General features: G+C 68.4%; 22 protein-coding genes and 1 tRNA gene. 16 read left to right on the forward strand and 7 right to left on the reverse strand.

The window, feature by feature from the left end:
• Positions 1–90: 90 nt before the first annotated feature.
• From RN51_RS02005 to RN51_RS02055, 11 genes are all read left to right on the forward strand, one after another.
• The gene (locus RN51_RS02005) at positions 91–849 is read left to right on the forward strand and encodes an HAD family hydrolase (protein WP_045262374.1); all 759 of its coding nucleotides are present in this window, start codon (positions 91–93) and stop codon (positions 847–849) included.
• On the forward strand, positions 846–3,353 hold the full coding sequence (locus RN51_RS02010; protein WP_045262375.1) for a glycoside hydrolase family 65 protein: 2,508 nt from the start codon (positions 846–848) through the stop codon (positions 3,351–3,353). The genes RN51_RS02005 and RN51_RS02010 overlap by 4 nt, the downstream gene beginning before the upstream one ends.
• A 45-nt stretch (positions 3,354–3,398) precedes the next feature.
• Positions 3,399–5,636: a DNA polymerase III subunit gamma and tau gene (locus RN51_RS02015; protein WP_197073162.1), complete on the forward strand. Its 2,238-nt coding sequence runs from the start codon at positions 3,399–3,401 to the stop codon at positions 5,634–5,636.
• Positions 5,636–6,229, forward strand: a complete 594-nt coding sequence (gene recR, locus RN51_RS02020) for a recombination mediator RecR (RefSeq protein WP_045262377.1) — start codon at positions 5,636–5,638, stop codon at positions 6,227–6,229. The genes RN51_RS02015 and recR overlap by 1 nt, the downstream gene beginning before the upstream one ends.
• Positions 6,226–7,143, forward strand: a complete 918-nt coding sequence (locus RN51_RS02025) for a DMT family transporter (protein ID WP_045262378.1) — start codon at positions 6,226–6,228, stop codon at positions 7,141–7,143. The genes recR and RN51_RS02025 overlap by 4 nt, the downstream gene beginning before the upstream one ends.
• A gap of 105 nt (positions 7,144–7,248) precedes the next feature.
• On the forward strand, positions 7,249–8,529 hold the full coding sequence (locus RN51_RS02030) for an aspartate kinase (protein ID WP_045262421.1): 1,281 nt from the start codon (positions 7,249–7,251) through the stop codon (positions 8,527–8,529).
• Positions 8,530–8,789: 260 nt separating this feature from the next.
• Complete coding sequence (locus RN51_RS02035; protein WP_045262379.1) at positions 8,790–9,860, forward strand: aspartate-semialdehyde dehydrogenase; 1,071 nt, start codon at positions 8,790–8,792, stop codon at positions 9,858–9,860.
• An 82-nt stretch (positions 9,861–9,942) separates the two neighbouring features.
• Entirely contained in the window at positions 9,943–11,415 is a 1,473-nt protein-coding gene (locus RN51_RS02040; RefSeq protein WP_045262380.1) for a malate:quinone oxidoreductase, read from the forward strand.
• A gap of 9 nt (positions 11,416–11,424) precedes the next feature.
• The gene (locus tag RN51_RS02045) at positions 11,425–12,078 is read left to right on the forward strand and encodes a thymidine kinase (protein ID WP_045262381.1); all 654 of its coding nucleotides are present in this window, start codon (positions 11,425–11,427) and stop codon (positions 12,076–12,078) included.
• Positions 12,079–12,184: 106 nt separating this feature from the next.
• Positions 12,185–12,907, forward strand: coding sequence for a FadR/GntR family transcriptional regulator (locus RN51_RS02050; RefSeq protein ID WP_045262382.1), 723 nt, complete (start codon positions 12,185–12,187; stop codon positions 12,905–12,907).
• Between the two features lie 10 nt (positions 12,908–12,917).
• Positions 12,918–14,177, forward strand: coding sequence for an alpha-hydroxy acid oxidase (locus RN51_RS02055; protein ID WP_045262383.1), 1,260 nt, complete (start codon positions 12,918–12,920; stop codon positions 14,175–14,177).
• 35 nt (positions 14,178–14,212) lie between these two features.
• Here the strand turns inward: RN51_RS02055 and RN51_RS02060 are convergent, their stop codons facing one another.
• The 6 genes from RN51_RS02060 to RN51_RS02085 all read right to left on the reverse strand — a co-directional run bounded on the left by RN51_RS02060 (position 14,213) and on the right by RN51_RS02085 (position 20,028).
• Positions 14,213–15,055: a DUF1295 domain-containing protein gene (locus tag RN51_RS02060; RefSeq protein WP_045262384.1), complete on the reverse strand. Its 843-nt coding sequence runs from the start codon at positions 15,053–15,055 to the stop codon at positions 14,213–14,215.
• 52 nt (positions 15,056–15,107) lie between these two features.
• Positions 15,108–15,863 (reverse strand): HAD-IIB family hydrolase, encoded by a 756-nt coding sequence (locus RN51_RS02065; RefSeq protein ID WP_045262385.1) that lies wholly within the window; start codon positions 15,861–15,863, stop codon positions 15,108–15,110.
• Positions 15,860–16,336: a VanZ family protein gene (locus RN51_RS02070; protein ID WP_082066264.1), complete on the reverse strand. Its 477-nt coding sequence runs from the start codon at positions 16,334–16,336 to the stop codon at positions 15,860–15,862. Before RN51_RS02070 ends, RN51_RS02065 begins: the two co-directional genes overlap by 4 nt.
• Before the next feature lie 66 nt (positions 16,337–16,402).
• Positions 16,403–16,479 (reverse strand) — tRNA-Pro (locus RN51_RS02075).
• Positions 16,480–16,534: 55 nt separating this feature from the next.
• Positions 16,535–17,422 carry a metallophosphoesterase gene (locus RN51_RS02080; RefSeq protein ID WP_045262386.1) on the reverse strand — a complete coding sequence of 296 codons (888 nt, stop codon included), beginning with the start codon at positions 17,420–17,422 and terminating at the stop codon, positions 16,535–16,537.
• A 44-nt stretch (positions 17,423–17,466) separates the two neighbouring features.
• Positions 17,467–20,028 (reverse strand): transglycosylase domain-containing protein, encoded by a 2,562-nt coding sequence (locus tag RN51_RS02085; RefSeq protein WP_045262387.1) that lies wholly within the window; start codon positions 20,026–20,028, stop codon positions 17,467–17,469.
• 89 nt (positions 20,029–20,117) lie between these two features.
• Between RN51_RS02085 and RN51_RS02090 the strand changes: the two genes are divergently transcribed.
• Complete coding sequence (locus RN51_RS02090; protein ID WP_028503378.1) at positions 20,118–20,342, forward strand: hypothetical protein; 225 nt, start codon at positions 20,118–20,120, stop codon at positions 20,340–20,342.
• Positions 20,339–20,797: a RidA family protein gene (locus RN51_RS02095; RefSeq protein ID WP_045262388.1), complete on the forward strand. Its 459-nt coding sequence runs from the start codon at positions 20,339–20,341 to the stop codon at positions 20,795–20,797. The genes RN51_RS02090 and RN51_RS02095 overlap by 4 nt, the downstream gene beginning before the upstream one ends.
• Before the next feature lie 87 nt (positions 20,798–20,884).
• Here the strand turns inward: RN51_RS02095 and acs are convergent, their stop codons facing one another.
• A complete protein-coding gene (gene acs / locus RN51_RS02100; RefSeq protein ID WP_045262389.1) occupies positions 20,885–22,852 on the reverse strand; it encodes an acetate--CoA ligase in 1,968 nt (655 codons plus the stop codon).
• Positions 22,853–23,265: 413 nt separating this feature from the next.
• On the opposite strand from acs, the gene RN51_RS02105 reads away from it, so the two are divergent.
• From RN51_RS02105 to RN51_RS18640, 3 genes are read left to right on the forward strand one after another with little or no spacing between them, the layout of a single operon-like run.
• Positions 23,266–24,276: a TadA family conjugal transfer-associated ATPase gene (locus RN51_RS02105; protein WP_231579187.1), complete on the forward strand. Its 1,011-nt coding sequence runs from the start codon at positions 23,266–23,268 to the stop codon at positions 24,274–24,276.
• The gene (locus RN51_RS02110; RefSeq protein WP_045262390.1) at positions 24,273–25,169 is read left to right on the forward strand and encodes a type II secretion system F family protein; all 897 of its coding nucleotides are present in this window, start codon (positions 24,273–24,275) and stop codon (positions 25,167–25,169) included. Before RN51_RS02105 ends, RN51_RS02110 begins: the two co-directional genes overlap by 4 nt.
• Positions 25,166–25,363 carry a DUF4244 domain-containing protein gene (locus tag RN51_RS18640; protein ID WP_231579188.1) on the forward strand — a complete coding sequence of 66 codons (198 nt, stop codon included), beginning with the start codon at positions 25,166–25,168 and terminating at the stop codon, positions 25,361–25,363. Before RN51_RS02110 ends, RN51_RS18640 begins: the two co-directional genes overlap by 4 nt.
• Position 25,364 lies beyond the last annotated feature (1 nt).

Consider the following 25,364-nt stretch of genomic DNA (forward strand, 5'->3'; position numbering starts at 1 on the left):
GGGGTTACCCCGTGGCGCGTCACCGCATTACGCTTGCACAGTGGCACGGAGAGGTGCCGGCCCGACGATCGCCCTTCTCCTGGAGGCTCTGTGCCCGAAGCACTGCCCGACCTGTTCCACGCTGACGGCGTGCTGTTCGACCTCGACGGTGTGCTGACACCCACGGCTGAGGTGCACATGCGCGCGTGGAAGGCGGTCTTCGACGACGTGTTCGCGCGATGGGGCATCACTCCGCCGTACACCGACGCCGACTACTACGACTACGTCGACGGCAAGAAGCGCTACGACGGCGTGGCCAGCCTGATGCGCAGTCGCAACGTCGAGCTGCCCTGGGGCGACGTCGACGACGACCCCTCGGCCGAGACGGTGTGCGGCATCGGCAACCGCAAGAACGCCGCGTTCGCCGCGTCGCTGCGCGGTCAGGGCATCGCCGCGTACCCCGGTTCGCTCGCCCTCGTCGAGGCGCTGCATGCGGCAGGCATCCCGCTCGGCGTGGTCTCGAGCTCCAAGAACGCCGAAGAGGTCCTCGGTGCCGCCGGCATCCGCTCCTTCTTCCGCATCGTGGTCGACGGCGTCGTCGCCGAGCGCGATGGTCTGGCCTCCAAGCCCGCGGCCGACATGTTCGCCGCCGGTGCGACCGCCCTCGGTGTCGACCCGGCCCGCGCCGTCGCCGTCGAGGACGCCACGTCCGGTGCTGCTTCCGCTGCCGCAGCCGGCTTCGCGACCGTGGTCGGCGTCGACCGGGGCACGGGCGCAGACGCCCTCCGCGCCGCCGGCGCGACCGTCGTCGTCGACGACCTCGCCCTCCTTCTTCCCGCTTCCCGCACCGAGACCCCGGAGTCCGCATGATCGACCGCGACCGCTTCCCCGTCGACCCGTGGCGTCTGATCGACACGCACTATTCGGAGGAGGGCGTCGGCGAGACGCTGTTCTCCGTCGGCAACGGCTACCTCGGCGTGCGCGGCAATCACATCGAGGGCCGTGGCGCCCAGGAGCACGGCACCTTCATCAACGGACTGCACGAGACGTGGCCGATCCGTCATGCCGAGCAGGCCTACGGCTTCGCCGAGGTCGGGCAGACGATCGTCAACGCACCGGATGCCAAGGTCATGCGCGTGTACGTCGACGACGAGCCGATCTCGCTCGACGACGCCGATGTGCGCGAGTACCGCCGCACCCTCGACCTCCGCACCGGCGTGCTCGAGCGCTTCGTGGTGTGGGAGACGCCGTCGGGCAAGCGCGTGCGCATGCGCGACGAGCGCATCGTGAGCTTCGAGGAGCGTCACCTCGCGGTGCTGCGCCTCGAGGTCGTGGTGGAGAACTCCGACGCCCCGGTCACGATCAGCTGCCAGCTGCTGAACAGGCAGGACGGCGCAGGGGTGTACGCCGGCACACCGATCGGCACGAAGGCCGAGGCCTTCGACCCCCGCAAGGCCGAGAAGATCGCCGACCGCGTGCTGGAACCGGCCGAGCACTGGCAGGACGGCCTGCGCTCCGCGCTGTCCTACCGCGTCGCCGATTCGGGGATGACGGTCGCGGTGGTCGCCGACCACATCGTCGAGACCGAGAACGAGTACAACGCCCGCACGCTCGTGGAGCCCGACATCGCCAAGAACGTCTTCCGCGTGCAGGCGAAGGCCGGTGTGCCGATCACGGTGACCAAGCTCGTCAGCTACCACACGTCGCGGGGGGTGCCGCCGCGGGAGCTCGTCGACCGCTGCCGGCGGACCCTCGATCGCGCTGCGGACGAGGGCGTCGAGTCCGTGTTCCGTCGCCAGAGGGAGTGGCTGGACGCGTTCTGGGACCGGAGCGACGTGCAGATCGGCGGACGCGACGACCTGCAGCAGGCCACCCGCTGGTGCCTGTTCCAGCTCGCGCAGGCCTCGGCTCGCGCCGATGGCGCCGGGGTGCCGGCCAAGGGCGTCTCCGGATCGGGATACAGCGGCCACTACTTCTGGGACACCGAGATCTACGTGCTCCCCTTCCTCACCTACACGTCACCGCGGTGGGCCTACAACGCCCTCCGCGCGCGCGTGGGGATGCTTCCGGCCGCACGACGCAGGGCGGCGCAGCTCAACGAGGCGGGAGCGTTGTTCCCGTGGCGCACGATCAACGGCGAGGAGGCCTCCGCCTACTACGCAGCCGGCACCGCGCAGTACCACATCAACGCCGATATCAGCTTCGCACTCGGCAAGTACGTGCGTGCCACCGGCGACGAGGAGTTCCTGCGCCGAGAGGGCGCGGACATCGCGATCGAGACCGCTCGGCTGTGGGCGACGCTCGGGTTCTGGCGCGCTTCGCGTCTGGTCGAGGAGACCGGCGCGGGCGACGGGATCGATACGTTCCACATCCACGGTGTCACGGGACCGGACGAGTACACGACGGTCGTGAACGACAACCTCTACACGAACGTCATGGCACGCTACAACCTCCGCTACGCAGCCAAGGTGGTGCGTGAGATCCGCGAGAGCTATCCCGACGACTACGTCAAGCTGGTCGATCGCACGGGCCTCGGTCCCGGAGAGGCCGAGGCCTGGGACCGCGCGGCCGAGGCGATGTACATCCCCTACAGCGAAGGGCTCGGCATCCACCCGCAGGACTCGCTGTTCCTCGAGCGGGAGGTCTGGGACCTCGCCAACACCCCGGCCGAGCAGCGTCCGCTCCTGCTGCACTTCCACCCCCTGGTCATCTACCGGTTCCAGGTGCTCAAGCAGGCCGACGTCGTGCTCGCACTGTTCCTGCAGGGCAATCACTTCACGCCCGAGGAGAAGAAGGCGGACTTCGACTACTACGACCCGCTCACCACCGGCGACTCCACCCTGTCGGCCGTCGTGCAGTCGATCCTGGCGGCCGAGGTGGGGTACCAGGACCTCGCGCAGAAGTACTTCGAGCAGTCGCTGTTCGTCGACCTGCACGACCTGCACCACAACGCGGCCGACGGTGTGCACGTGGCGTCGGCCGGTGGGGTGTGGACGGCGCTGGTGTGCGGCTTCGGCGGCATGCGAGACTACGCCGGCGACCTCAGCTTCGACCCGCGGCTGCCTGCCGGATGGCCGTCGCTGTCGTTCCCGCTGCAGTGGCAGGGGTCGACGTTGCGGGTGACGGTGACGAAGGACGAGCTCCGCGTGGAGGTGCGCAACGGACCGCCCGTGCCCTTCAGCGTGCGGGACACGGCCTACATCGCCACGGTGGAGGATGAGGTCGTCGTGCCGCTCGCCGATCAGGGTCCGCTGATCCCCGGACGGCCTACCCTCCGGCAGTTCGCCGACGCCCGACGCGAGGACGGGACGCGTATGTCGGCGTCCGTTCCGGTGATCACCACGGCGATCCCGGTGATCGAACCGATCGACTGACCGCTCGGCCCGCCGAAGGTCGGTGGCACGCCGTAGGCTGTTGTGGTGACCACAGCCCTCTACCGCCGCTACCGCCCCGAAGCATTCGGCGAGATGATCGGGCAGTCTCAGGTGACCGATCCTCTGATGACGGCGCTGCGAGGTGACAGGGTCGGCCACGCCTACCTGTTCTCCGGTCCCCGCGGGTGCGGGAAGACGACGTCTGCGCGCATCCTCGCGCGGTGCCTGAACTGTGCCGAGGGGCCGACCGACGTGCCCTGCGGAGTCTGCCCGAGCTGCGTCGAGCTGTCGCGCGCCGGCGGTGGATCGCTCGACGTCGTCGAGATCGACGCCGCGAGCCACAACGGCGTCGACGACGCGCGCGACCTGCGTGAGCGGGCCACCTTCGCCCCGAGCCGCGACCGCTACAAGATCTTCATCCTCGACGAGGCGCACATGGTGACGCCCCAGGGCTTCAACGCGCTGCTGAAGCTCGTCGAAGAGCCGCCGGAGCACGTCAAGTTCATCTTCGCGACCACCGAGCCCGAGAAGGTGCTCGGCACCATCCGCTCGCGCACCCACCACTATCCGTTCCGACTCGTGCCGCCTGCGGCGATGCTCGAGTACGTCGCCAAGCTGTGCGCCGAGGAGGGCGTGATCGTCGAGCAGGGTGTGCTCCCGCTCGTGGTCCGTGCGGGTGGCGGTTCGCCGCGTGACACCCTCTCGCTCCTCGACCAGCTGATCGCCGGGTCGGACGCGCCGGCCGGGTCCGAGACGGTCACGGTGGGCTACGCGCGCGCCGTCGCCCTGCTCGGATACACGCACGCTGCACTGCTCGACGAGATCGTCGACGCGCTCGCGGCCGGCGACGCCGCATCCGCCTTCCCCGCGATCGACCGCGTGGTGCAGACCGGCCAGGACCCTCGCCGCTTCGTCGACGACCTGCTCGAGCGTCTGCGCGACCTCATCGTGATCGCGGCGGTCGGGCCTGGAGCTTCCGCCGTCCTGCGCGGGGTCGCGGAAGACGACCTGGAGCGCATGCGGGCTCAGGCCGACGCATTCGGCTCCGCCCGCCTCTCGCGCACGGCCGATGTGGTCAGCGCCGCCCTCGACGACATGTCCGGTGCCACGTCGCCGCGGCTGCACCTCGAGCTCATGGTCGCGCGCGTGCTCGCCGGAGCGACCGACACCGCTGCGTCGGCGCCCGTGGCTGGAGGCGAGCGCGCGGCGACGGCGTCCGTCCGTTCGACCGCTGCTCCGGCCGTGGCAGCTCCAGCACCGGCGGCAGCAGCACCGGCTGCACCCGCGGCTGCTCCGTCCGCCCCTGCCGTTGCAGCACCAGAGCCCGCAGCCGCGGAGTCCGCCCGTGCCGAGTCCGTCCCTGCCGGCGAGCAGGTCGCAGGCGATGCCACCGGCACCGCTCCCGAGACGGCGGCACCCGAGCCCGCCGTCCCGCAGGGGCCGGTCACCTTCGAACGGATCCGCGCAGCATGGCCCGCGGTGCTCACGCGTCTCGAGAGCATCAGCCGCACGTCCTGGTTGCTGGCCACGGCCGTGCAGCCGCTGGCGTATGTCACCGAGACCGAGGTGCTGACGCTCGGATTCACCAGCCAGCACGACGTCGCGAAGTTCAAGGGCACGACCCCCGGCTCCGGTCCCTCCGATCATCTGCGGTCGGCGATCGAGAACGAGCTCGGCGTCCGGGTGAAGTACCTGCCCGCGCCGATGCCGGCGGGAGGCGCCCCGCGCCAGCCCTCGTCGTCCGGGGCGTCGGCCCCGGCGGAGGCCGCTCCCGCATCGGAGCCTGCGTCAGCGGGTTCTCCTCGTTCGCAGGTCCGCGGTGCTTCCGCCTCCACCGTGACGGAGTGGGCTGTCGCACCGATCCCGACCGCGACCGAGAGTCCGGTGCGCGAGGCTCCGGCCCCGACGGCACCCCTCGCCGTCGACGACGAGCCGGAAGAGGTCGAGGCGGCTGCTTCGGCCCCTGCTCCTCCTTCCGACGGCGCCGTAGACCGGGACGAGCCCCCGCTGCCCGGTGATGACGAGGCTCCGGCCTTCGACGACGAGCCGCCGTACGACCCTTCTTACGAGCCGCCCGCAGAGTCGTCGCCACCGCGTCAGGCCCCTCCCGCGCGGTCCGCGCCGCAGACGCAGCGCACGGCCGCCGCCACCCCTCCGGTCGTCGTCGAGCGCCAGCCCTCCGCCGGGGGAGTGCAGCGCTACGGTGAGGCCGTGATCCGCCAGGTGCTCGGCGCGACGTTCGTGCGCGAAGAGCCCTACGAGCCCCCGACGAGGTTCTCCTGATGTATGACGGCATCGTCCAAGAGCTGATCGACGAGTTCGGGCGGCTTCCCGGTATCGGTCCCAAGTCCGCCCAGCGGATCGCGTTCCACATCCTGCAGACGCCGACGTTCGATGTCGCGCGTCTCGCCGAGCTGCTCGGCGAGATCCGTACCCGCGTGCGGTTCTGCGAGATCTGCGGCAACGTCGCAGAACAGGATCGCTGCGCCATCTGCCGCGACCCGCGTCGCAGCCAGGCCCTGATCTGCGTGGTCGAAGACGCGAAGGACGTCGCGGCGATCGAGCGCACGAGGGAGTTCCGCGGGCTCTACCACGTACTCGGTGGAGCCATTAGCCCCATCGCCGGCATCGGTCCGGACGATCTGCGCATCGCCCAGCTGATGACACGCCTCGCCGACGGCACGGTGCAGGAGGTCATCCTCGCCACCAACCCGAACCTCGAGGGAGAGGCCACCGCGAGCTATCTCAGCCGTCTGCTCACGACGATGCAGATCACGGTCTCCCGCCTCGCGTCCGGTCTGCCCGTCGGCGGCGACCTCGAGTATGCCGACGAGGTCACCCTCGGCCGTGCCTTCGAGGGCCGGCGCGTCCTGTGAGCCCGAACGCGGGCTTCTCGCGGCGCGGCTGGCTCCTCTTCGGGGCGATGGCACTGCTGTGGGGAGTGCCGTACCTGTTCATCAGCGTCGCGGTCGAGTCGTTCTCGCCGCCGGCGATCGTGGCGGGGCGCACCCTCATCGCGGCCCTGCTGCTGTTGCCGTTCGCGATCCGCAGCGGTGCGCTGCGGGCTGCTCTCAAGCACTGGCCATGGGTGCTCGCGTTCGGCGCGGTCGAGATGGCGGGGCCGTTCGTGCTGCTCGGGCATGCGGAGATGACGCTGCCCTCCGGCATGACCGGCCTGCTCGTGGCGACCGTTCCGCTGTTCGCCGCGCTGATCGCCCTGGGTGGTGGCGACCGCCGAGTGCTGCGGCCCGCACGCGGCATCGGACTGCTGGTCGGCTTCGTCGGCGTGGCGGTCGTGGTCGCGGGCCCGGGGCTCTTCGGCGGCGAGGTCAGCCTTCTGGCCGCGGGCGAGGTGCTCCTGGTCGCGGTGCTGTACGCGATCGCACCCTTCATCGTCGCGCGCAAGCTCAACGACGTCCCCTCGCTCGGCACCATCACGCTGTCCCTGCTCATGATCGGCATCTTCTACCTGCCGATCGGAGCGCTCACCCAACACGAGGTGCCCACGCTGCCGTCGATCGCCGCGCTCCTCGCGCTCGCGGTGATCTGCACGGCCGTGGCCTTCCTGGCGTTCTTCGCGCTCATCCGCGAGGTCGGGCCGGTGCGCGCTCCGCTGTTCACCTACGTGAATCCCGTGGTCGCGATCGTCCTCGGCGCCATCGTCCTCGCCGAGCCCCTGACTCCCGGCCTGCTGCTCGGCTTCCCGCTGATCATCGTCGGATGCTGGTTCGCCGCCACCGGCGGCCGCCTCCGTCCGGTCTCGCCCCAGGCGCTCCCGCCCTCGCTCTGACGCCTGCTCGCCGCGCACCCGGCAGGTGTCACATGCGCGGCGGGGCATACGCGCCGATCGTAGAATGAGCGTGGGCGGATCCGCCCGTCATCCCAGGGAGTGATCGTGGCCCTCATCGTGCAGAAGTACGGCGGCTCGTCCGTCGCCGACGCAGAGAGCATCAAGCGCGTCGCCAAGCGCATCGTCGACACGCGTCGTGCCGGACACGACGTGGTGGTCGCCGTGAGCGCTATGGGCGACACCACAGACGAACTGCTCGACCTCGCGAACGAGGTCGCGCCGATCCCGGCACCGCGTGAGCTCGACATGCTGCTCTCCAGCGGAGAGCGCATCTCGATGGCGCTGCTGGCCATGGCGATCCACTCGATGGGCTTCGAGGCGCGCTCCTTCACGGGCAGCCAGGCCGGCATGATCACGGACTCCCAGCACGGCGCTGCCCGCATCGTCGATGTGACCCCCGTGCGTCTGCGCGAAGCCCTCGACGAGGGGGCGATCGTGATCGTGGCGGGATTCCAGGGCTTCAACCGCGACACCCGCGACATCACGACTCTCGGTCGTGGTGGATCCGACACCACCGCAGTCGCGCTCGCCGCCGCGCTCGACGCCGACGTGTGCGAGATCTACAGCGATGTCGACGGCATCTTCACCGCCGACCCGCGCGTGATCCCGAAGGCGCAGAAGCTCGATCACGTCTCCAGTGAGGAGATGCTCGAGCTCGCCGCCAACGGGGCCAAGGTGCTGTACATCCGCGCCGTCGAGTACGCACGCCGTCACGGTGTCCTCATCCACGCCCGGTCGACGTTCTCGTCGTCCGAGGGCACGTACGTTCTGGGCGAGGGCATGAAGAACCCTCGCGAAGCCGAGGGAGTAGTCATGGAAGAACCGATCGTCGCCGGCGTCGCCACCGACTTCAGCCAGGCCAAGATCACGGTCGCGGGTGTGCCCGACGTGCCGGGCAAGGCCGCCGAGATCTTCAAGATCGTCGCGAAGTCGGGCGCCAACGTCGACATGATCGTGCAGAACGTGTCGGCGACCGGACGCACCGACATCTCCTTCACGGTGCCCAAGGCGGATGCTGCTGCCGCGCTCAAGGCCCTCGCGGGGGAGCAGACCGAGGTCGGGTTCCAGAACCTGATCCACGACGACCAGATCGGCAAGCTCTCGGTGGTCGGGGCGGGCATGCGCACGCACTCCGGTGTCTCGGCGACGCTCTTCGAGGCGCTGTCCGCCGGAGGCATCAACATCGAGATGATCTCGACCTCCGAGATCCGCATCTCCGTGGTGCTCCGCGACACCGACCTCACCGAGGCCGCTCGCACCGTGCACACCGCCTACGGGCTCGATGGCGATGCCGAGGCGACAGTCCACGCCGGCACCGGCCGCTGATCTCTGCCAACTTTCGCAGGCTTCCTGCCGCGTCGTCGGATCAGGCGAACGCGTCGCATCAGGCACATGCAGGGCAGATCAGCCTGATCTCGCCGTATTGCCTGACCCCGCGGATGCCCGAGGCTTCGCGGCATGGCGAGCTCTCCTCCTGGTCGCGGTAGACTCACCGCAACCCTGACACCGGCGCCAGGCGCAGCCTCAGCACCCCGACGCCGCGCCCGAAGCCTCGTACGCAGTACCGCACGACGCCAAGGAACATCATGACCCGCATCTCCGAATCAGGACTCTCCGTCGCCATCGTCGGCGCCACCGGCCAGGTGGGCACCGTGATGCGCGAGATTCTCGCCGAGCGGTCGTTCCCGATCGGCGACCTGCGTCTGTTCTCGTCCGCGCGCTCCGCCGGCACGGCGATCGAGTTCGGCGGCGCGACGGTCATCGTGGAAGACGTCGAGACCGCGGACCCGGCGGGGATCGACATCGCCCTGTTCTCGGCCGGTGCCACGGCGAGCCGTGCGTACGCGCCCCGCTTCGCCGCCGCCGGTGCCGTGGTCGTCGACAACTCCAGTGCCTGGCGCATGGACCCCGAGGTGCCGCTCGTGGTCAGCGAGGTCAACCCGCACGCGATCGACGAGCGCCCCAAGGGCATCATCGCGAACCCGAACTGCACCACGATGGCCGCGATGCCCGTGCTGAAGGCCTTGCACGCCGAGGCCGGCCTCGAGCGGCTCATCGTCTCGACGTACCAGGCCGTCTCCGGGTCCGGCCTCGCCGGCGCGCAGGAGCTGCTCGGTCAGGTCGAGGGAGTGCTGGCCCAGGGCGACACCCTTCGTCTCGTGCACGACGGATCCGCGGTCGACTTCCCCGAGCCCGAGAAGTACATCGCCCCGATCGCCTTCGACGTGATCCCCTTCGCGGGCAACCTGGTCGACGACGGGGACAACGAGACCGACGAGGAGAAGAAGCTCCGCAACGAGAGCCGCAAGATCCTCGAGCTCCCCGATCTTCGCGTCGCGGGCACCTGCGTGCGAGTCCCCGTCTTCACCGGGCACTCGCTGTCGATCAACGTGGAGTTCGCCGACGACATCACGCCCGAGCGTGCGCGCGAGGTCCTGAGCGCCGCTCCCGGCGTCGTGCTCGACGAGGTGCCGACCCCGCTGCAGGCCGCAGGACAGGACCCGAGCTTCGTCGGCCGTATCCGGGCGGATCAGTCCGCCCCCGAGGGCAAGGGGCTCGTGCTGTTCCTGAGCAACGACAACCTGCGCAAGGGTGCTGCGCTGAACGCGGTGCAGATCGCCGAGATCCTCGCCGAGCGCCTGGCGGTCATAGCCTGACGGTATCCCCGTCATGTGGAAGCGGTCTGCTGGAACCGGCCGCATGGTCGGCGGCAGCGCGCCCGCGAACTAGACTGGCTCGGTGACTGAAAACGTCGATGTCGTCCTGATCGGCGGTGGCATCATGAGCGCCACCCTGGGTACTCTCCTGCACGAGCTGCAGCCGGAGTGGAAGATCGTCGCCTTCGAGCGACTCTCCGAGGTGGCTCAGGAGAGCTCCAACCCGTGGAACAACGCCGGCACGGGCCACGCCGCCCTGTGCGAGCTGAACTACATGCCCCAGCAGGGCGACGCTCCGCTCGACCCCGCCAAGGCGGTGTCGATCAACGAGCAGTTCCAGCAGAGCCGTCAGTTCTGGTCGTCTCTGGTGGAGCGGGGCGTGCTCGACGAGCCGTCGACCTTCATCAACGCGACGCCGCACATGACGTTCGTGCGGGGCGAGAAGGATGTCGCCTACCTCAAGAACCGCTACGAGGTGCTGAAGAAGCAGCCGCTGTTCGCGGGCATCGAGTACAGCGAGGACTCTCGCGTCATCAACAAGTGGGCTCCGCTGCTCATGCAGCAGCGGCGCAAGGGCGAGCCCTTCGCTGCGACGCGGGTGCCCGCCGGTACCGATGTCGACTTCGGCTCTCTCACGCATCAGCTCTTCGACCACCTGACCGACGCGGGCGTGTCACTGCGTACGAACCACGAGGTGCGCAGCCTGAAGAAGCAGAAGGACGGCACCTGGCTGGTCAAGTACCGCAACAGCATCGGACACACCCCGAACGAGGTCAAGGCCCGTTTCGTGTTCGTCGGGGCGGGCGGCTGGGCTCTCAAGCTTCTGCAGAATTCCGGGATTCCTGAGATCAAGGGCTACGGCGTCTTCCCGATCGGCGGGCAGTTCCTCAAGACCACGAATCCGACCATCGTCGGCCAGCACAAGGCGAAGGTCTATTCGCAGGCGTCCGTCGGCGCTCCGCCCATGTCGGTCCCGCACCTCGACACCCGTGTCGTCGACGGCGAGGCGTCGCTCATGTTCGGCCCGTTCGCCACCTTCAGCCCGAAGTTCCTGAAGAACGGTTCGATGCTCGACATCGTCACCCAGGTGCGCCCGCATAACCTGCTTCCCATGCTCCAGGTCGCGGTGAAGAACCCCGATCTCATCACGTATCTCGTGAGCGAGCTGCTGAAGAACCATGCCAAGAAGGTCGACAGCCTGCGCACCTTCATGCCCACGGCCAAGGATGAGGACTGGACCCTCATCGACGCCGGTCAGCGTGCCCAGGTGATGAAGAAGGACCCGAAGAAGGGTGGCATCCTGCAGTTCGGCACCGAGGTCGTCGCGGCGGCGGACGGTTCCATCGCAGGTCTGCTGGGGGCATCGCCGGGGGCATCCACGGCCGTCCCGATCATGCTCGACCTGCTCAAGAAGTGCTTCCCGGCGGAGTACCCGGGATGGGAGCCGGAGCTGCGCGCCCTGATCCCCACCTTCGGGGAGAAGCTGAACGAGAAGCCGGAACTCGCGGAGAAGTCGACCGAAGCCACCGCAGCCGTCCTCGGCATCAACGTCTGAGGTCGTCCCGTGGCGAAGCTCTACTTCCGCTACGGCGCGATGAACTCGGGCAAGTCGACGGCTCTGCTGCAGGCTGCCTACAACTACGAAGAGCGAGGGCAGCGCGTGCTGCTCGCGAAGCCGGCGATCGACACCAAGGGCGCGTCCGAGATCGAGAGCCGACTGGGCGTCACACGCCGGGTCGATTTCCTCATCGCCCCCGACGACGATGCGCGCGTGATGTTCGCGAAGCATCGTGAGCGCATGCAGCATGCGGCCGATGAAGAGCTGCTCCCGGAAGGCCCGCGCGACGTGGCATGCCTGCTGATCGACGAGGCGCAGTTCCTCACTCCGACCCAGGTGGACGACCTCTTCCGGATCGCGGTCGTGGACGGCATCCCGGTGATCGCCTACGGGATCCGCAACGACTTTCTCACCCACGCCTTTCCCGGCTCCGCGCGGCTGCTCGCGATCTCGCACTCCCTGGAGGAGCTCAAGACCATCTGCCGCTGCGGGCGGAAGGCCGTGTTCAACGGCCGCGTGGTCGGCGGGCGCTTCGTGTTCGACGGCGATCAGGTCGCCATCGATGAGGGCGCGACCGGATCGGCGTCGCCCGAGCTGACCACGTACGAGTCGCTCTGCGGCACCTGCTACCTCGAGGAATCCGGCGGGCGCCTGGGCTGAGCCTGCCCTCCTTTCACCCGCGCCCCGCACAGCGGGTGTGCCGTCGACTCTCGTTTGCGTGGTCTGACCACACGCGATACTCTGTGGTCAGACCACAGGAGGATCGATGGCGGACCAGCCGGCACGCGCATGGCGACTCGTGCTCGAGCACATCGAACGAGACCTCCTCGACGCGCGTCTCGGTCCGGGCGACCGGCTGCCGTCGGAACGGGACCTCGCCACGGAGCTCGGAGTCGGGCGATCGAGCGTTCGGGAGGCGTTCCGCGTTCTCGAGGTGATGGGCCTCATCCGCACCGCGACCGGTTCCGGCCCGCAGTCGGGGGCCATCGTGATAGCGACGCCGACGGGAGGAATGTCGGCGTTGCTGAGGCTGCAGGTGGCAGCCCAGGGGTTCCCGCTCGACGATGTCGTCCGCACTCGCCTCGTGCTCGAGGACGCTGTCGTCACCGCGATCGCTGCCGCACCCGAGCGTGACACGAGCCGCGCCCACGAACTGCTCGTCGCGATGGATGGACCGCGGCTCTCGCCGTCGGAGTTCCTCGCCCTCGACGCCCAGCTGCACCTCGCGCTCGCCGAGGCCAGCGGGAACACGGTCATCGCCGCGATGATGGCAGGCCTGCGTTCCTCGATCGAGTCCTACGTGCAGGCGGGTGTCGCCACGATCCCGGACTGGGGCGCGATGTCGGCCCGGCTCCGTGCCGAGCACCGTGCACTCGTCGACGCGATCGACGCCGCCGATGTCGACACCGCGCGCTCCCTGATCCGCACGCACATCACCGGTTACTACACGTCCACGGGCCTCACCCGTGAGATCCACCCCCAGATCTGAGAGGCACATCATGGTGCAGCGCCAGTTCCCGAACCCCGCCGAGCTCCTCGAGCTGATGAAGTTCAAGAAGCCGGAGCTCGACGGCCGCAAGCGACGACTGGAGGGTGCACTCACGATCGACGATCTGCGCCTGATCGCCAAGCGGCGCACGCCCAAGGCAGCCTTCGACTACACGGACGGAGCTGCGGAGGGCGAGCTGTCCCTCACCCGTGCACGCCAGGCTTTCCGCGACGTGGAGTTCCATCCCGGGATCCTGCGACCGGCACCCACCGTCGACACGTCCGTCGAGATCCTCGGCGGCCCGTCCGCGCTGCCTTTCGGGATCGCGCCGACGGGCTTCACGCGCCTGATGCAGACAGAGGGGGAGACCGCCGGCGCGGGAGCCGCCGCGGCTGCGGGCATCCCGTTCACGCTCTCCACACTCGGCACCACCTCGATCGAGGGGGTCAAGGCAGCCAACCCCCAGGGGCGCAACTGGTTCCAGCTCTACGTCATGCGCGATCGCGAGATCTCCTACGAGCTCACCCGCCGTGCGGCTGCGGCGGGCTTCGACACCCTCCAGTTCACGGTCGACACCCCGGTCGCCGGTGCGCGTCTTCGTGACAAGCGCAACGGTTTCAGCATCCCGCCCCAGCTCACACTCGGCACGATCATCAACGCGATCCCCCGGCCGTGGTGGTGGTACGACTTCCTCACCACTCCGAAGCTCGAGTTCGCCTCTCTGAGCACCACCGGTGGCACGGTGGGGGAGCTGCTGGACGCCGCGATGGATCCGACGATCAGCTATGACGATCTCGCGGTCATCCGCGACATCTGGCCGGGAAAGATCGTGATCAAGGGCGTGCAGAACGTCGAGGACTCGGTGCGTCTGCGCGACGCCGGAGTCGACGGCATCGTCCTCTCGAACCACGGAGGGCGCCAGCTCGACCGCGCGCCGATCCCGTTCCACCTGCTGCCCGAAGTGCGTCGCGCGGTCGGTGACGACTTCACGGTGATGATCGACACCGGCATCATGAACGGTGCCGACATCGTGGCCGCGGTCGCGCTCGGCGCGGACTTCACGCTGATCGGACGGGCCTACCTCTACGGTCTGATGGCCGGCGGACGTCAGGGCGTCGACCGTACGATCGCGATCCTGCGCAGCGAGATCGAGCGGACGATGCGTCTGCTGGGCGTCGCGTCACTCGCCGAGCTCGAGCCCGCGCACGTGACCCAGCTCACTCGGCTCGTGCCGGTCGCACGTGCTGCTGCAGAGGCCCGCGTGAGCTGAGGCCCTGCTCGATCGGCGGCGCGCTGATCCGGACCTCAGGACTGCGTGGCCACTGCGCGCGTGCGCGGCGGCCACGGCACGAGCATCGATGTCGTGCGGCGGTAGTCGGCGTATGCCGGGTACTTCGACGCGGTGATCGATTCGGTGAAGATCGTCGAGCCGATGAACAGCACGGTCAGCAGGAAGGGGCCGACGATCGTCGGATTCAGCGCGCCGCCGATGACACCGGCGCCTCCTGCGACCGCCGCTGTCGCGCCGATCGCGTAGAAGGCCCACCACTGCGCCTGCTCGAAGAAGAAGTTCGGGTGCCTGCTGTAGCGGAACAGGCCCGTCGTCGCGAAGCCGGGGGCGAGCGTCCCGCCCGCCTTCTTCTTCCGCTGATGGAACACCCACTGCTGTTGATCGGCGATCGTCTCTCCGACCAGGAAGGCGAGGAATGCGGCCACGAATAGCGAATCCCAGCCGGTGAGCCCAGACGGATTCTGCGCGGCGACGGCCGCCGGCAGCGTGATGAGCACGAGCAGCGCCATCTGATAGCAGATGATGAACAGCAGGTTGAAGATCTGGAACTGCCAGGGTCGCATGCGTCCGCGGAGGATCGCCCAGCGGTAGTCCTCCATCCCGGTGTAGCCGCCCTTGCGGGCGAAGTTGAACGTGAGGCGCGCACCCCACGCCGTCGCGAGCACACCCATCAGGACGACGCGCACCGAGCCCTCGCCGTTCACGAAGGCACCGGCGACGAAGATCCACACGTAGGCGACGGGGACGATGGACCAGGCGCGATCGACCCAGGAGGTGTCATGGGTGATCAGGGAGAGCACCCAGCAGACTGCACTGGAGACTGCGGCGACGACGATGACGATCAGCAGGGCATCCATGACGCCATGCTAGGACCATACGGGGGTGTCGGTCCGCACGACACCACCTGGATCAGAGCGTCAGCAGAAGCGCGTCGAGCCGGTCGGCGGTGTCTTCCCAGCCTTCCACCGCGATGGAGGGCACGCCGATCGCGAGGACCGGGTAGTCGTTCCCGCCCTCGTCGAGTCGGTCGCCGTAGAACAGCATGTCGCTGAGCGCGATACCGGTGTGGGCGGCGAGCTGCCGCATGCCGAAGGCCTTGTCGATACCCGCCTGGGTGATGTCGATGGAGGTCGATCCACCCGAGCGGACCTCGAGGCCGGGCAGACGTGCGGCGACGGCGTCTCGCAGAGCGCTCCGCTTGGCGCCCGTCGGGTCCCAGTCGTGCTTCGCCTCGCGCGGTGCGCGCTGACCCAGTGCCGAGAACGTGATCTGGGATCCGCGGTCCTCGAGGATCTCGCCCCACGGTTCGGCCTCCCACAGCCCGAGGCGCTCGGCCTCTTCGCGCAGAGCCGTGAGAGCGGCCTGCTTGTCGACGTCGCTGAGGTCGTGCGCGTAGATCGGTGCGAAATCTGCGCCGTCGTGGCGGAGGTAACGGGTGCCGCAGGTCGGCAGGAGGTGCAGCCGCGCGAGGTCTGCGGCATCCGCGTCGCCGAGTCGGGCGACGACCTGTGAGCGGAACTGTGCTTCGTTGCCGCCGGAGATGATGGCGACGTCGACCGTGCGCAGGAGCGCGCGCAGCAGTTGGGCGATCCTCGGGTCGATCAGACCCTTCGAAGGGGCGAGCGTGTCATCGAGGTCGAAGGCGACGAGTGCGGGCGTGGTCATAGTGTCTCCAGCCTAGAAGGTGGACGCTGGGAGGGTCTCCGGGCGAACAGCAGGGTGACGACGACCGCGATGGCGACGCCGAGGATGGCACCCGTCGTGTTGGCCACGACATCGTTCACGGTCGCCGCGCGGTGGGGGAGGGCTAGGCGCTGCGCCGTCTCGATCATCGCGGAAAGCAACGGACCGACCAGGAGCGCGAGGAACCAGACGCGACGGGGGAGGAGTACGAAGGAGAAGATGCCGACCGGCACGAAGACGAGCACGTTCGCGAGGATCTCCAGGCGGGTGAAGTCGAGCCACTCCCAGCCGAGACGGTGCGCCGTCGTGAGGACGGCGTCGAGCAGGGTCGGCATCGAGTCCTCGACTTTAGACGGCGTGAGGGTGAGAGCGGCGAGACTGATGAGGAACGGGACGCTGAGGGCGAGCGCCCACACGCGGGCGATACGGCGCGACGGCGGGAGGAGAGAGCTCATGCGTTCCCTTCGTGCACAGTCCCGGTACAGAGAAGGCCGCCCCTGAGGGCGGCCTTCCGGTGTCACTGGTCGGGGTGACAGGATTTGAACCTGCGACCTCTTCGTCCCGAACGAAGCGCGCTACCAAGCTGCGCCACACCCCGTTTGCAACCCTCCGAGTCTACAGGGAAATGCTCTCTGCGCCGAATCGAGGCTGGATCAGACTCGGGCGGTCAGCGTGAGAAGAGTCGCCTCGGGTCGACACGCGAACCGGACCGGCGCGTAGATCGAGTGCCCGCACCCCGCGCTGACGTTGAGTGGCACGGTGCGGCCGCCATGCGACCAGGTGCTCAGTCCCTTGGCCTGCTTGAGCGGGATGTCGCAGTTCGCCACGAGCGCGCCGTACCCGGGAAGGCAGACCTGTCCGCCGTGTGTATGGCCTCCGAGGATCGCATCGGCGCCGAGATCGGTGAACCCGTTGAGCACCCGCTGATACGGCGCATGCGTGACGCCGAGGACAGGAGTCGCCGCGGCGCGGGCACCGAGAGCCGCGATGGCATCGGGAAGCGCATCCAGACGGTCCCAATCGCGGTGAGCGTCGTTGACCCCGAAGAGATCGACGTCGGTGCCGGCGATGTTCAGACGTGCGGCCGAGTTGTTCAGGTCGGTCCAGCCGAGCTCTTCCGTGAAGTACCGATCCATCGCATCCGTGTCGAGGAGCTCGGGCTTGTGGTGCTTCTTGGACGGTCCGAGGAAGTAGCGGAGAGGGTTCCGCGGTGACGGAGCGGCGACGTCGTTCGAACCGTGCACGAACACGCCGGGGATGCCGGCGAACGGAGCGAAGGCGCGCCGGATGCCGTCCAGACCCCTTTCGTGACCGAGGTTGTCCCCGGTGTTCACGATGAGATCGGGCTTCAGCTCGGCGAGCGAGGCGAGCCAGTCCTGCTTGCGGTGCTGCCACGGGGCCATGTGCGCATCGGAGATGTGCAGGATGCGAAGCGGCACTGCGCCGGGCGGGAGAGCCGTTGCTGAGGCCTCGCGCACGGTGAACAGGTACCGTTCGATGCCGATGCCCCAGATCGCCGCGCCGACACCCACGGCCCCCATCGCGCCGAGCGTGACGAGGGCCGGGTGCGCGCCGCGACGTGCCGCTACTGGCACGTCACACGCACGGCGGTGGACTTGCTCGCCGCCGTGCCCGGCGCGGGGTCGGAACCGCCCACGACGGACGTCGGCGGGTTGCACGAGTTGTCGAACTCGATGTTCGTGAAGCCGGCACCGCCGAGTGCTGCGGTCGCCTGGGCTCTCGACATCCCGACGAGATTCGCGGGCACGGTCGTCCCCTGACCATTGCTGGTCGTGAGGGTGACCGTCGCGCCGTTCGCCGCTTCCCCGTTCGGGTCCTGCGCGGCGACCAGGCCGGCGGCGAGATCGCTGTCGACCGCGCCACCGACGGAGACCTGGAAGCCGGCGTCGGTCAGGATGGCCGTGGCCTCCTCGACGGACTTACCCACGACGCTCGGGACGGTGGTGAGCTGCTGGCGGGTCAGCTTGCCGTCGGGCTGCGGGAAGGCATCGCCGCCGTACGCGGCGTTGGCTGCGGCCTGAGCCGCGCGAGCGACCGGGTACCGCATGTCATTGAGGAAAGTGCCGTTGATCCGCTTCTGATAGATGTCCGCCTGGCCCTGCCAGCGGCCTGCCCAGACAGCGGTCGCGACCTTCGTGCTGGACTCGATCATCATTGTCGACCACCGGTCGTGGGTACCGGTCTTTCCGATCAGCGGGGTCCCGTCGTTGGGGTTGGCCCGGTTTCCCGTACCCCCGCCGGCCATCACGCTCTGCAGCGCGAACGCCGCGGTCGCTGCGATCTCGGGCTGCAACACCCCATCGGTGCAGGAGGCCGCGGGCAGCTCGCGATCATTGCCGTCGGCGCCGACGACGCGGTCGATCGCGCGGGGCGTGCAGTACTTGCCGCCGCTCGCGACGGTCGCGTAGGCGTTCGCCATCGCCAGCGGGGAGATGTTCTTCGGACCGAGGACATCGAAGGGCACGTTCTCGTCGGTGACCTTGCCGCCGTTCGCGAGCGTGACGCCCATGCGGTCCGCGACCTTGTTGATCTCGCAGATGTCGAGCTTCGACGCCATCGCGAAGTATCCACTGTTGAGCGAGTTCTTCGTGAAGTTCAGCACCGAACTCGTGCTGCCTCCGCCTCCGCCGAAGTTGCCGATCTTCTTGGTGTCCGCGTTCTGCTTCACACCGCAGACCGGGATCTTGAGGTTCGTCTGTACGGTTCCGTTGAGCACCTCGTTGACGGAGTGACCCTTCTCCAGCCAGTCGATCAGCGTGAACAGCTTGTACGTCGATCCGACCTGGAAGCCGCCGGAGTTACCGTGCTCCTTGTCGCCCGCGAACACGAGCGAGGTGTAGGCCTGATCGTCGGTGGGCGTCTCGGTGAACATCGTGTTCTGCGTCATGGAGAGGATTCGGCCGGTGCCGACCTCGATCGAGACACCCGCAGCACCGAAGTTCTGATTGTCGGCGTTGGCGGGAACGACCTCGGACATGCTTTCGGCAGCCGGGGTCTGGATGCGGTAGTCGAGGGTCGTGTAGATCTTCAGACCGCCACGGCGGAGCAGATCGGTGCGTTCCTGCTGTGTCTTGCCGAAGGCCTCGTCGTTCAGCACGATCGACTTCACGTACTGGCAGAAATAGGCGCTGGTCCCTGCCGCGGCGCAACCCTGCGTCGGCGGATTCAACGCAGGCGTGATCTCAGACGCATCGGCCTCGTCGTACTGCGCCTGAGTGATCTTGCCGTCCGCGAGCATGCGACCGAGCACGTAGTGACGACGGTCCTTCGTGAGCGCGTATCCATCCGCGGCGCTGTTCAGTGCAACGCCCTCGGAGTTCGTGATCGTGCCTTCCGGCTTGTCGATCCGATAGGTGTTGGGGTTCTGCACGATGCCCGCCAGCGTCGCCGACTGCGCGACCGTGAGGTTCGCCGCGGTCGTGGAGAAGTAGTAGTTCGCGGCGGCCTCGATGCCGTACACGGTTCCACCGAAGTTGGCGATGTTCAGGTATCCGAGCAGGATGTCGTTCTTCGAGAAGTCCTTCTCGATCTGGATGGCGTAGCGCATCTCCTGCAGCTTGCGCTCGATGCCCTTCGCGCCGGTCGCATTGGTGGCGTCGAGCCAGCACTGCTGGAGGTCCTCCGAGTACGTGTCAGACGTGGTGTCGACGTCCTGCTCGCACTTCTGGATCAGCACGTTCTTCACGTACTGCTGGCTGATGGTCGATGCACCGCGACTGGACGTGCCGCGCACGTTGTCGACCAGAGCCTTCACCGTGGCTCCGATGTTCACGCCGCCGTGGCTGTAGAAGTTCTTGTCCTCACTGGACAGGATCGCGTCGTACAGAGAAGGGGAGACCTGCTCGTAGGTGACAGGTACGCGGTTCTGCTCGTAGAACGAGGCGAGCTCGACCGTCGAGCCGTCCGGAGCGGTCGCGTAGATGGTCGACTGCTCCATCGGCGTGCTCGGGTTGAGGCTCTCCGGGAGCTGATCGAAGAGGGTGAGGGCCTGGGTGCCTGCGAGTCCGGTCATCGCGAGCACCGGGGTGACGCTGGCCGTGACGAGGAGACCGGCGACGGCGCTCAGACCGACGAGCCCGACGAGACCGCCGAGCACACCTCTCACCGTGCGATTCTTTTGGGGCATACGCTTGATCGTAGGGGAGTTCCCTGAATACCGCCTTTGACGAGCCCGCCCCGGAATTCCGGTGTCGCGCCCCGATCGACAGGAGTGCCATGACCACGTGGGAGTACCTCACCACGCCGCTGCTGATCCACAACACGGCAGCCATCCTCAACAACTGGGGCAAGCAGGGCTGGGAGCTCGTCCAGGTCGTGCAGGGGCCCGAAGGCGGACTCGTCGCCTACCTGAAGCGCCCCGTGACCTCGGAGGCATCGACGAACGCCGGTCTCGCCGCCGCGGAACAGGCTGCCCGTCAGTTCGAGGGGGGTCAGGCATGAGCGTCTCCGCCCGCCTCTCCGAGCTCGGTATCGCGCTGCCTGCCGTCGCTGCTCCGGTCGCCGCCTACGTCCCGGCAGTCGTGCACGGTGGTCTCGTCTACACCTCGGGTCAGCTGCCGTTCGTCGACGGTTCGCTGCCCGCCACGGGCAAGGTGGGCGCCGACGTCTCCGCGGAGGACGCGAAGGCCTACGCCCGCACGTGTGCACTGAACGCTCTGGCCGCAGCGGCGGATGCGGCAGGTGGCGTCGACCGCATCGCCGGCGTGCTGCGGGTGGGCGGCTTCGTCGGTTCCGCGGACGGCTTCACAGGGCAGCCCGGTGTCATCAACGGTGCGAGCGAGGTGCTCGGTGAGATCTTCGGCGATGCGGGACGCCACGCGCGCGCGGCCGTCGGAGTCGCGGAGCTTCCGCTCGGCAGCCCCGTCGAGGTCGAGGTGACGTTCCTGCTCGTCTGAGTCCGCAGGCATCCGACCGATGCATCTGCACAGAGAAACGCGCCTCCCCGTCCGGGGCAGGCGCGTTTCTCTTTCGCGGTGCTCTTCCTATTTCACCTGTGCGGAGATGATGCTCATCACGGCGGTGTCGGCGAGCGTCGTCGTGTCGCCCACCTCGCGCCCCTCGGCCACATCGCGGAGGAGGCGACGCATGATCTTGCCGGAGCGGGTCTTCGGCAGCTCGCCGACGATGTAGACGTCGCGCGGACGGGCGATGGCGCCGATCTGCTCGCCGACCCACAGGCGCAGCTGCTGCGCGAGGCCCGCGGGCTCGTGCGCGGCGAGGTAGCTCTCCTTGATGATGACGAAGGCCACCACGGCCTGGCCGGTGGTCTCGTCGGAGGCGCCGACCACGGCGGCCTCCGCCGTCGCCTCGTGCGCGACCAGGGAGGACTCGATCTCCGCAGTCGACAGGCGGTGGCCGGAGACGTTCATCACGTCGTCGACGCGGCCCAGCAGCCACAGGTCGCCGTCGTCGTCGAGGCGCGCGCCGTCGCCCGCGAAGTAGTAGCCCTGGTCTTCGAACTTCTCCCAATAGGTCTCGCGGTAGCGCTCGGGGTCGCCCCAGATGCCGCGGAGCATGCTCGGCCACGGCTCGGTGATCACGAGCAGTCCGCCGCTGCCGTTGCCGACCTCGACTCCCTGCTCATCCACCACGTCGATCGAGATCCCGGGGAGCGGTACCTGCGCCGAACCGGGCTTGGTCTCCGTCACTCCGGGGAGGGCGGACACCATGATCGCGCCGGTCTCGGTCTGCCACCAGGTGTCGACGATGGGCGTCTTGCCCGCACCGATCACCTCGCGGTACCACATCCATGCCTCGGGGTTGATGGGCTCTCCCACCGAGCCGAGCAGGCGCAACGACGAGAGATCGAACTTCGCAGGAACACTGCGTCCGATCTTCATGAACGAGCGGATCGCGGTCGGTGCGGTGTAGAAGATCGACACCTTGTACTTCTCGATGAGCTCCCACCAGCGACCGGGGTGCGGGGCGTCGGGGGTGCCCTCGTAGAGCACCTGGGTCGCGCCGTTGGCGAGGGGACCGTAGGTGACGTAGCTGTGTCCGGTGATCCAGCCGATGTCGGCCGTGCACCAGAAGACGTCGGTCTCCGGGTGCAGGTCGAAGACGTACTTGTGCGAGTACGCCGCCTGGGTCAGGTATCCGCCGGATGTGTGCAGGATGCCCTTGGGCTTCCCGGTGGTGCCCGACGTGTAGAGGATGAAGAGCGGGTTCTCGGCGGGGAAGGCCTGCGCCGTGTGCTCGGCAGAGGCCGCGGGGACGGCATCGTGCCACCAGATGTCGCGGCCCTCGGTCCAGTCGACCTCGTTCTCGCCGCGCCTGACCACCAGCACGTGCTCGACGGTCTGCTGCTCGCCGTCTCCGCGGTCGGCAAGGGCCTGATCGACGGCTGGCTTGAGCGCGGAGACGCGGCCCTTCCGGTAGCCGCCGTCTGCCGTGATGACGAGCTTGGCACCGGCATCGTCGATGCGTGAGCGGAGGCTGTCGGCGCTGAAACCGCCGAACACCACGGAGTGGATGGCACCGAGACGGGCGACCGCGAGCATCGAGGCGATCGCTTCGGGGATCATGGGCAGGTAGATCGCGACGCGATCGCCCTGGCCGATGCCGAGTCCCTCCAGCACGTTCGCGACGCGCTTGACCTCGTCGGTCAGCTCGGCGTAGGTGATGCGCCGGGAGTCGCCGGGCTCTCCTTCCCAGTGCAGAGCGACACGGTCGCCGTTGCCGGCTTCGACGTGGCGATCGAGGCAGTTGTACGCGACGTTCAGCTCGCCGTCGTCGAACCACTTGGCGAAAGGCGGGTTGGTCCAGTCGATCACCTGGGTGAACGGCTTGTGCCAGTGCACCAGTTCGCGGGACTGCTCGCCCCAGAAGGCCTCACGGTCGGCGGACGCTCGCTCGTAGAGCTCGGGCGACGAGATGGTCTGGGCGACGAACTCCTCCGACGGTGCGAACTTCCGGGTCTCGTCGAGAAGATGATCGATCTGGCTGCTCATCGGCAGGCGCTCCTTTGCGGCATACGGGTGTTGCGAGCATGGTCGTGGGGGTCGGCGACCAGGTCAGGGTGAATCTATCCCTGCGGCCTCGCCTCGCATACTGCCGAAAGTCGGTAGTGCTGCCGGTTTTGTCAGGACGGTCGCCTTGCGTACACTCGACGACAGCCGAATTCTCATTCCGGCCTTGGCGCGCCCGGTTCCCCCAATCGTGGTGCGTCGTGGGCGGCATCTCATTCCCCCCGTGAGATGCCGCCCATTCCTTTGGGAGCGCTCCCTCCGCGGCCGCTCCGGGTGCGGGCTGCGGTGCACCCAGGCACTGCACCGCAGAGTGATGCATCGGCTTCTCCACAGGCGCTGGAGCGTTCGCCGCTCCTCGGCTGTTCCGCGCCGTGCCCGCGCATAACGTCGCGGGCATGCCTGATTCCTTCGTCATCCAGCCCAGGGGAGTGTCCTCGGTCGCATCCGAAGGGGCCGCGTCGCCGGACCCCCTTCGTCTGGATCCCGTGTTCGGACCGCTCCTTCCTCACCTCGACGATGCCGTCACCGATGTGTTCATCAACGGTGCGGGTGGACTCTACGTGGATCGCGGGGGTGGCGCCGAGCCGGTCGCCGCCTGGAGAGCCTCGGAGCGTGAGGTCAGAGACCTCGCCGTCGCTCTGGTCGGGCTCGGGGGACGCCACCTCGACGACCAGGCACCCTGCGTCGACGTCCGCCTCGATTCCGGCGTCCGCGTGCATGCCGTGCTCTCTCCGGTGTCGACCAGCGGAACCGCGCTCTCGATACGTATTCCCCGAGTGCGCGCTGCGGATCTCGGGTCCCTCGCCGCGCTCGGTGCCTTCGACGCGCGCCAGCACGCCTGGCTTCTCGGCCTGGTGGCCGACCGGGCGAACGTCCTCATCACAGGAGGAACGGGGACCGGCAAGACCACGCTGCTCTCCGCGCTGCTGTCCGAGGTGTCGCCGGCGGAGCGCATCGTCACGATCGAAGACGTCGCCGAACTGCGACCGCGACACCCGCACCACGTCGCCCTCGAAGCCAGGCAGCCGAATCTCGAGGGCGCCGGCGGTATCACGCTGGCCCGGCTGGTGCGGGAATCGCTGCGCATGCGACCCGATCGCCTCGTGGTCGGCGAGTGTCGCGGAGAGGAGGTCCGCGAGTTGCTCACCGCGCTCAACACCGGACACGACGGCGGCGCCGGCACCCTCCACGCCAGCGGTCTGCGCGATGTCCCCGCGCGTCTCGAGGCGCTAGGCGCCCTCGCCGGAATGGATGCGGTCGCTCTTGCGCGACAGGCCGTCAGCGCGTTCACCGTCGTCCTTCATCTCGACCGTGCTCCTGGAGGCACGCGTCGGATCCGTCAGGCGGGTCGACTCGTGATCGCGGGGGACCGGCTCGACATCGAGGAGGTGCAGCCGTGGGGATGAGAACGCCTCGCGGGGCTCAGAAGCGGAGGGCGAGCGGAGCGGATGCGGCAACGTCGGTGCAGACGCTCGCGGTGCTGCTGCAGGCAGGTGCGGTCCCCCTCGTCGCGTGGCGGCATCTCGCCGATACCGATGATGCGTCCGCGCGCGCCGTCGTCGATCGGGTCGATCAAGGCGTGCCACTTCTCGATGCCATCGAGGCCGAGGGCGGAGCCTGGATCGATCTCGCGGCCGCCTGGGAGATCGCGACGACGGTGGGCGCACCACTCGCCGAGGTCCTCCGCATGATCGCCGAGACCCTGCGCGATGCCGCGGCCGCCGCAGACGACGTGCGCATCGCTCTCGCCGAACCCGCAGGGACGGCGCGTCTGCTGTTGTGGATGCCCTTCGCCGGGCTGTTCCTCGGTTCCGCCCTCGGCTTCGACACCATCGGGGTCATCTTCGGCACCGTGCTCGGGGCGTTCTGTGTGATCTTCGGTCTCCTCCTCGTGGTGGCAGCGCGGCTGTGGACGTCGCTGCTGCTGAGAAAGGCGGCACCTGCGCCCGGCACTCCGGGCATGCGGGCAGAACTGGTCGCGATCGCGCTGGCCGGTGGTGCTTCCATCGATCGCGCGCTGCACCTGGTCTCGCAGACATCCGTCTCGGGCGGCGGTGAGGAACGCGTCGGCGCCGTGCTCGACCTGTCCCGCGCCGCCGGGGTGCCAGCTGCAGAACTGCTGCGGGCATCGGCCGCCCAGGATCGGCATGCCGCGAGGGTGCAGGGGCAGCTCCGCGCCGCGAAGCTCTCGACCCGACTGCTGTTCCCGCTCGGGGTCTGCACGCTGCCCGCTTTCCTGCTTCTCGGCGTCGGGCCCCTTCTGCTCAGCGTCCTCGGATCCACTCCCGTGTCCCTGTGACCGCCATGAACTCGTCCCCATCATCCGATGCCACGCATCGTCCAGAGAGAAAAGAAAGAAGGAACACCATGAGAAGCATTCCACTGCTCGACCGCCGACGCGCGGCAGCATTGTTCGGCGACGACACCGGTGCGGCCACGGCCGAGTACGCGATCACGACGATGGCCATTGTTGCAGAATTAAAGCAGAATTAGA

The sequence above is a fragment of the Microbacterium oxydans genome (genome assembly GCF_000956405.1).
In the GTDB taxonomy this organism is placed as follows: Bacteria; Actinomycetota; Actinomycetes; order Actinomycetales; family Microbacteriaceae; genus Microbacterium; species Microbacterium oxydans_C.

Bases quoted from the DNA above. Each gene is read 5' to 3' on its own strand.
- RN51_RS02010 (WP_045262375.1), top strand. From the start codon at position 846: ATGATCGACCGCGACCGCTTCCCCGTCGACCCGTGGCGTCTGATCGAC.
- recR (WP_045262377.1), top strand. From the start codon at position 5,636: ATGTATGACGGCATCGTCCAAGAGCTGATCGACGAGTTCGGGCGGCTT.
- RN51_RS02035 (WP_045262379.1), top strand. From the start codon at position 8,790: ATGACCCGCATCTCCGAATCAGGACTCTCCGTCGCCATCGTCGGCGCC.
- RN51_RS02050 (WP_045262382.1), top strand. From the start codon at position 12,185: ATGGCGGACCAGCCGGCACGCGCATGGCGACTCGTGCTCGAGCACATC.
- RN51_RS02055 (WP_045262383.1), top strand. From the start codon at position 12,918: ATGGTGCAGCGCCAGTTCCCGAACCCCGCCGAGCTCCTCGAGCTGATG.
- RN51_RS02060 (WP_045262384.1), bottom strand. From the start codon at position 15,055: ATGGATGCCCTGCTGATCGTCATCGTCGTCGCCGCAGTCTCCAGTGCA.
- RN51_RS02065 (WP_045262385.1), bottom strand. From the start codon at position 15,863: ATGACCACGCCCGCACTCGTCGCCTTCGACCTCGATGACACGCTCGCC.
- RN51_RS02070 (WP_082066264.1), bottom strand. From the start codon at position 16,336: ATGAGCTCTCTCCTCCCGCCGTCGCGCCGTATCGCCCGCGTGTGGGCG.
- RN51_RS02080 (WP_045262386.1), bottom strand. From the start codon at position 17,422: ATGGGGGCCGTGGGTGTCGGCGCGGCGATCTGGGGCATCGGCATCGAA.
- RN51_RS02085 (WP_045262387.1), bottom strand. From the start codon at position 20,028: ATGCCCCAAAAGAATCGCACGGTGAGAGGTGTGCTCGGCGGTCTCGTC.
- RN51_RS02090 (WP_028503378.1), top strand. From the start codon at position 20,118: ATGACCACGTGGGAGTACCTCACCACGCCGCTGCTGATCCACAACACG.
- RN51_RS02095 (WP_045262388.1), top strand. From the start codon at position 20,339: ATGAGCGTCTCCGCCCGCCTCTCCGAGCTCGGTATCGCGCTGCCTGCC.
- acs (WP_045262389.1), bottom strand. From the start codon at position 22,852: ATGAGCAGCCAGATCGATCATCTTCTCGACGAGACCCGGAAGTTCGCA.
- RN51_RS02105 (WP_231579187.1), top strand. From the start codon at position 23,266: ATGCCTGATTCCTTCGTCATCCAGCCCAGGGGAGTGTCCTCGGTCGCA.
- RN51_RS02110 (WP_045262390.1), top strand. From the start codon at position 24,273: ATGAGAACGCCTCGCGGGGCTCAGAAGCGGAGGGCGAGCGGAGCGGAT.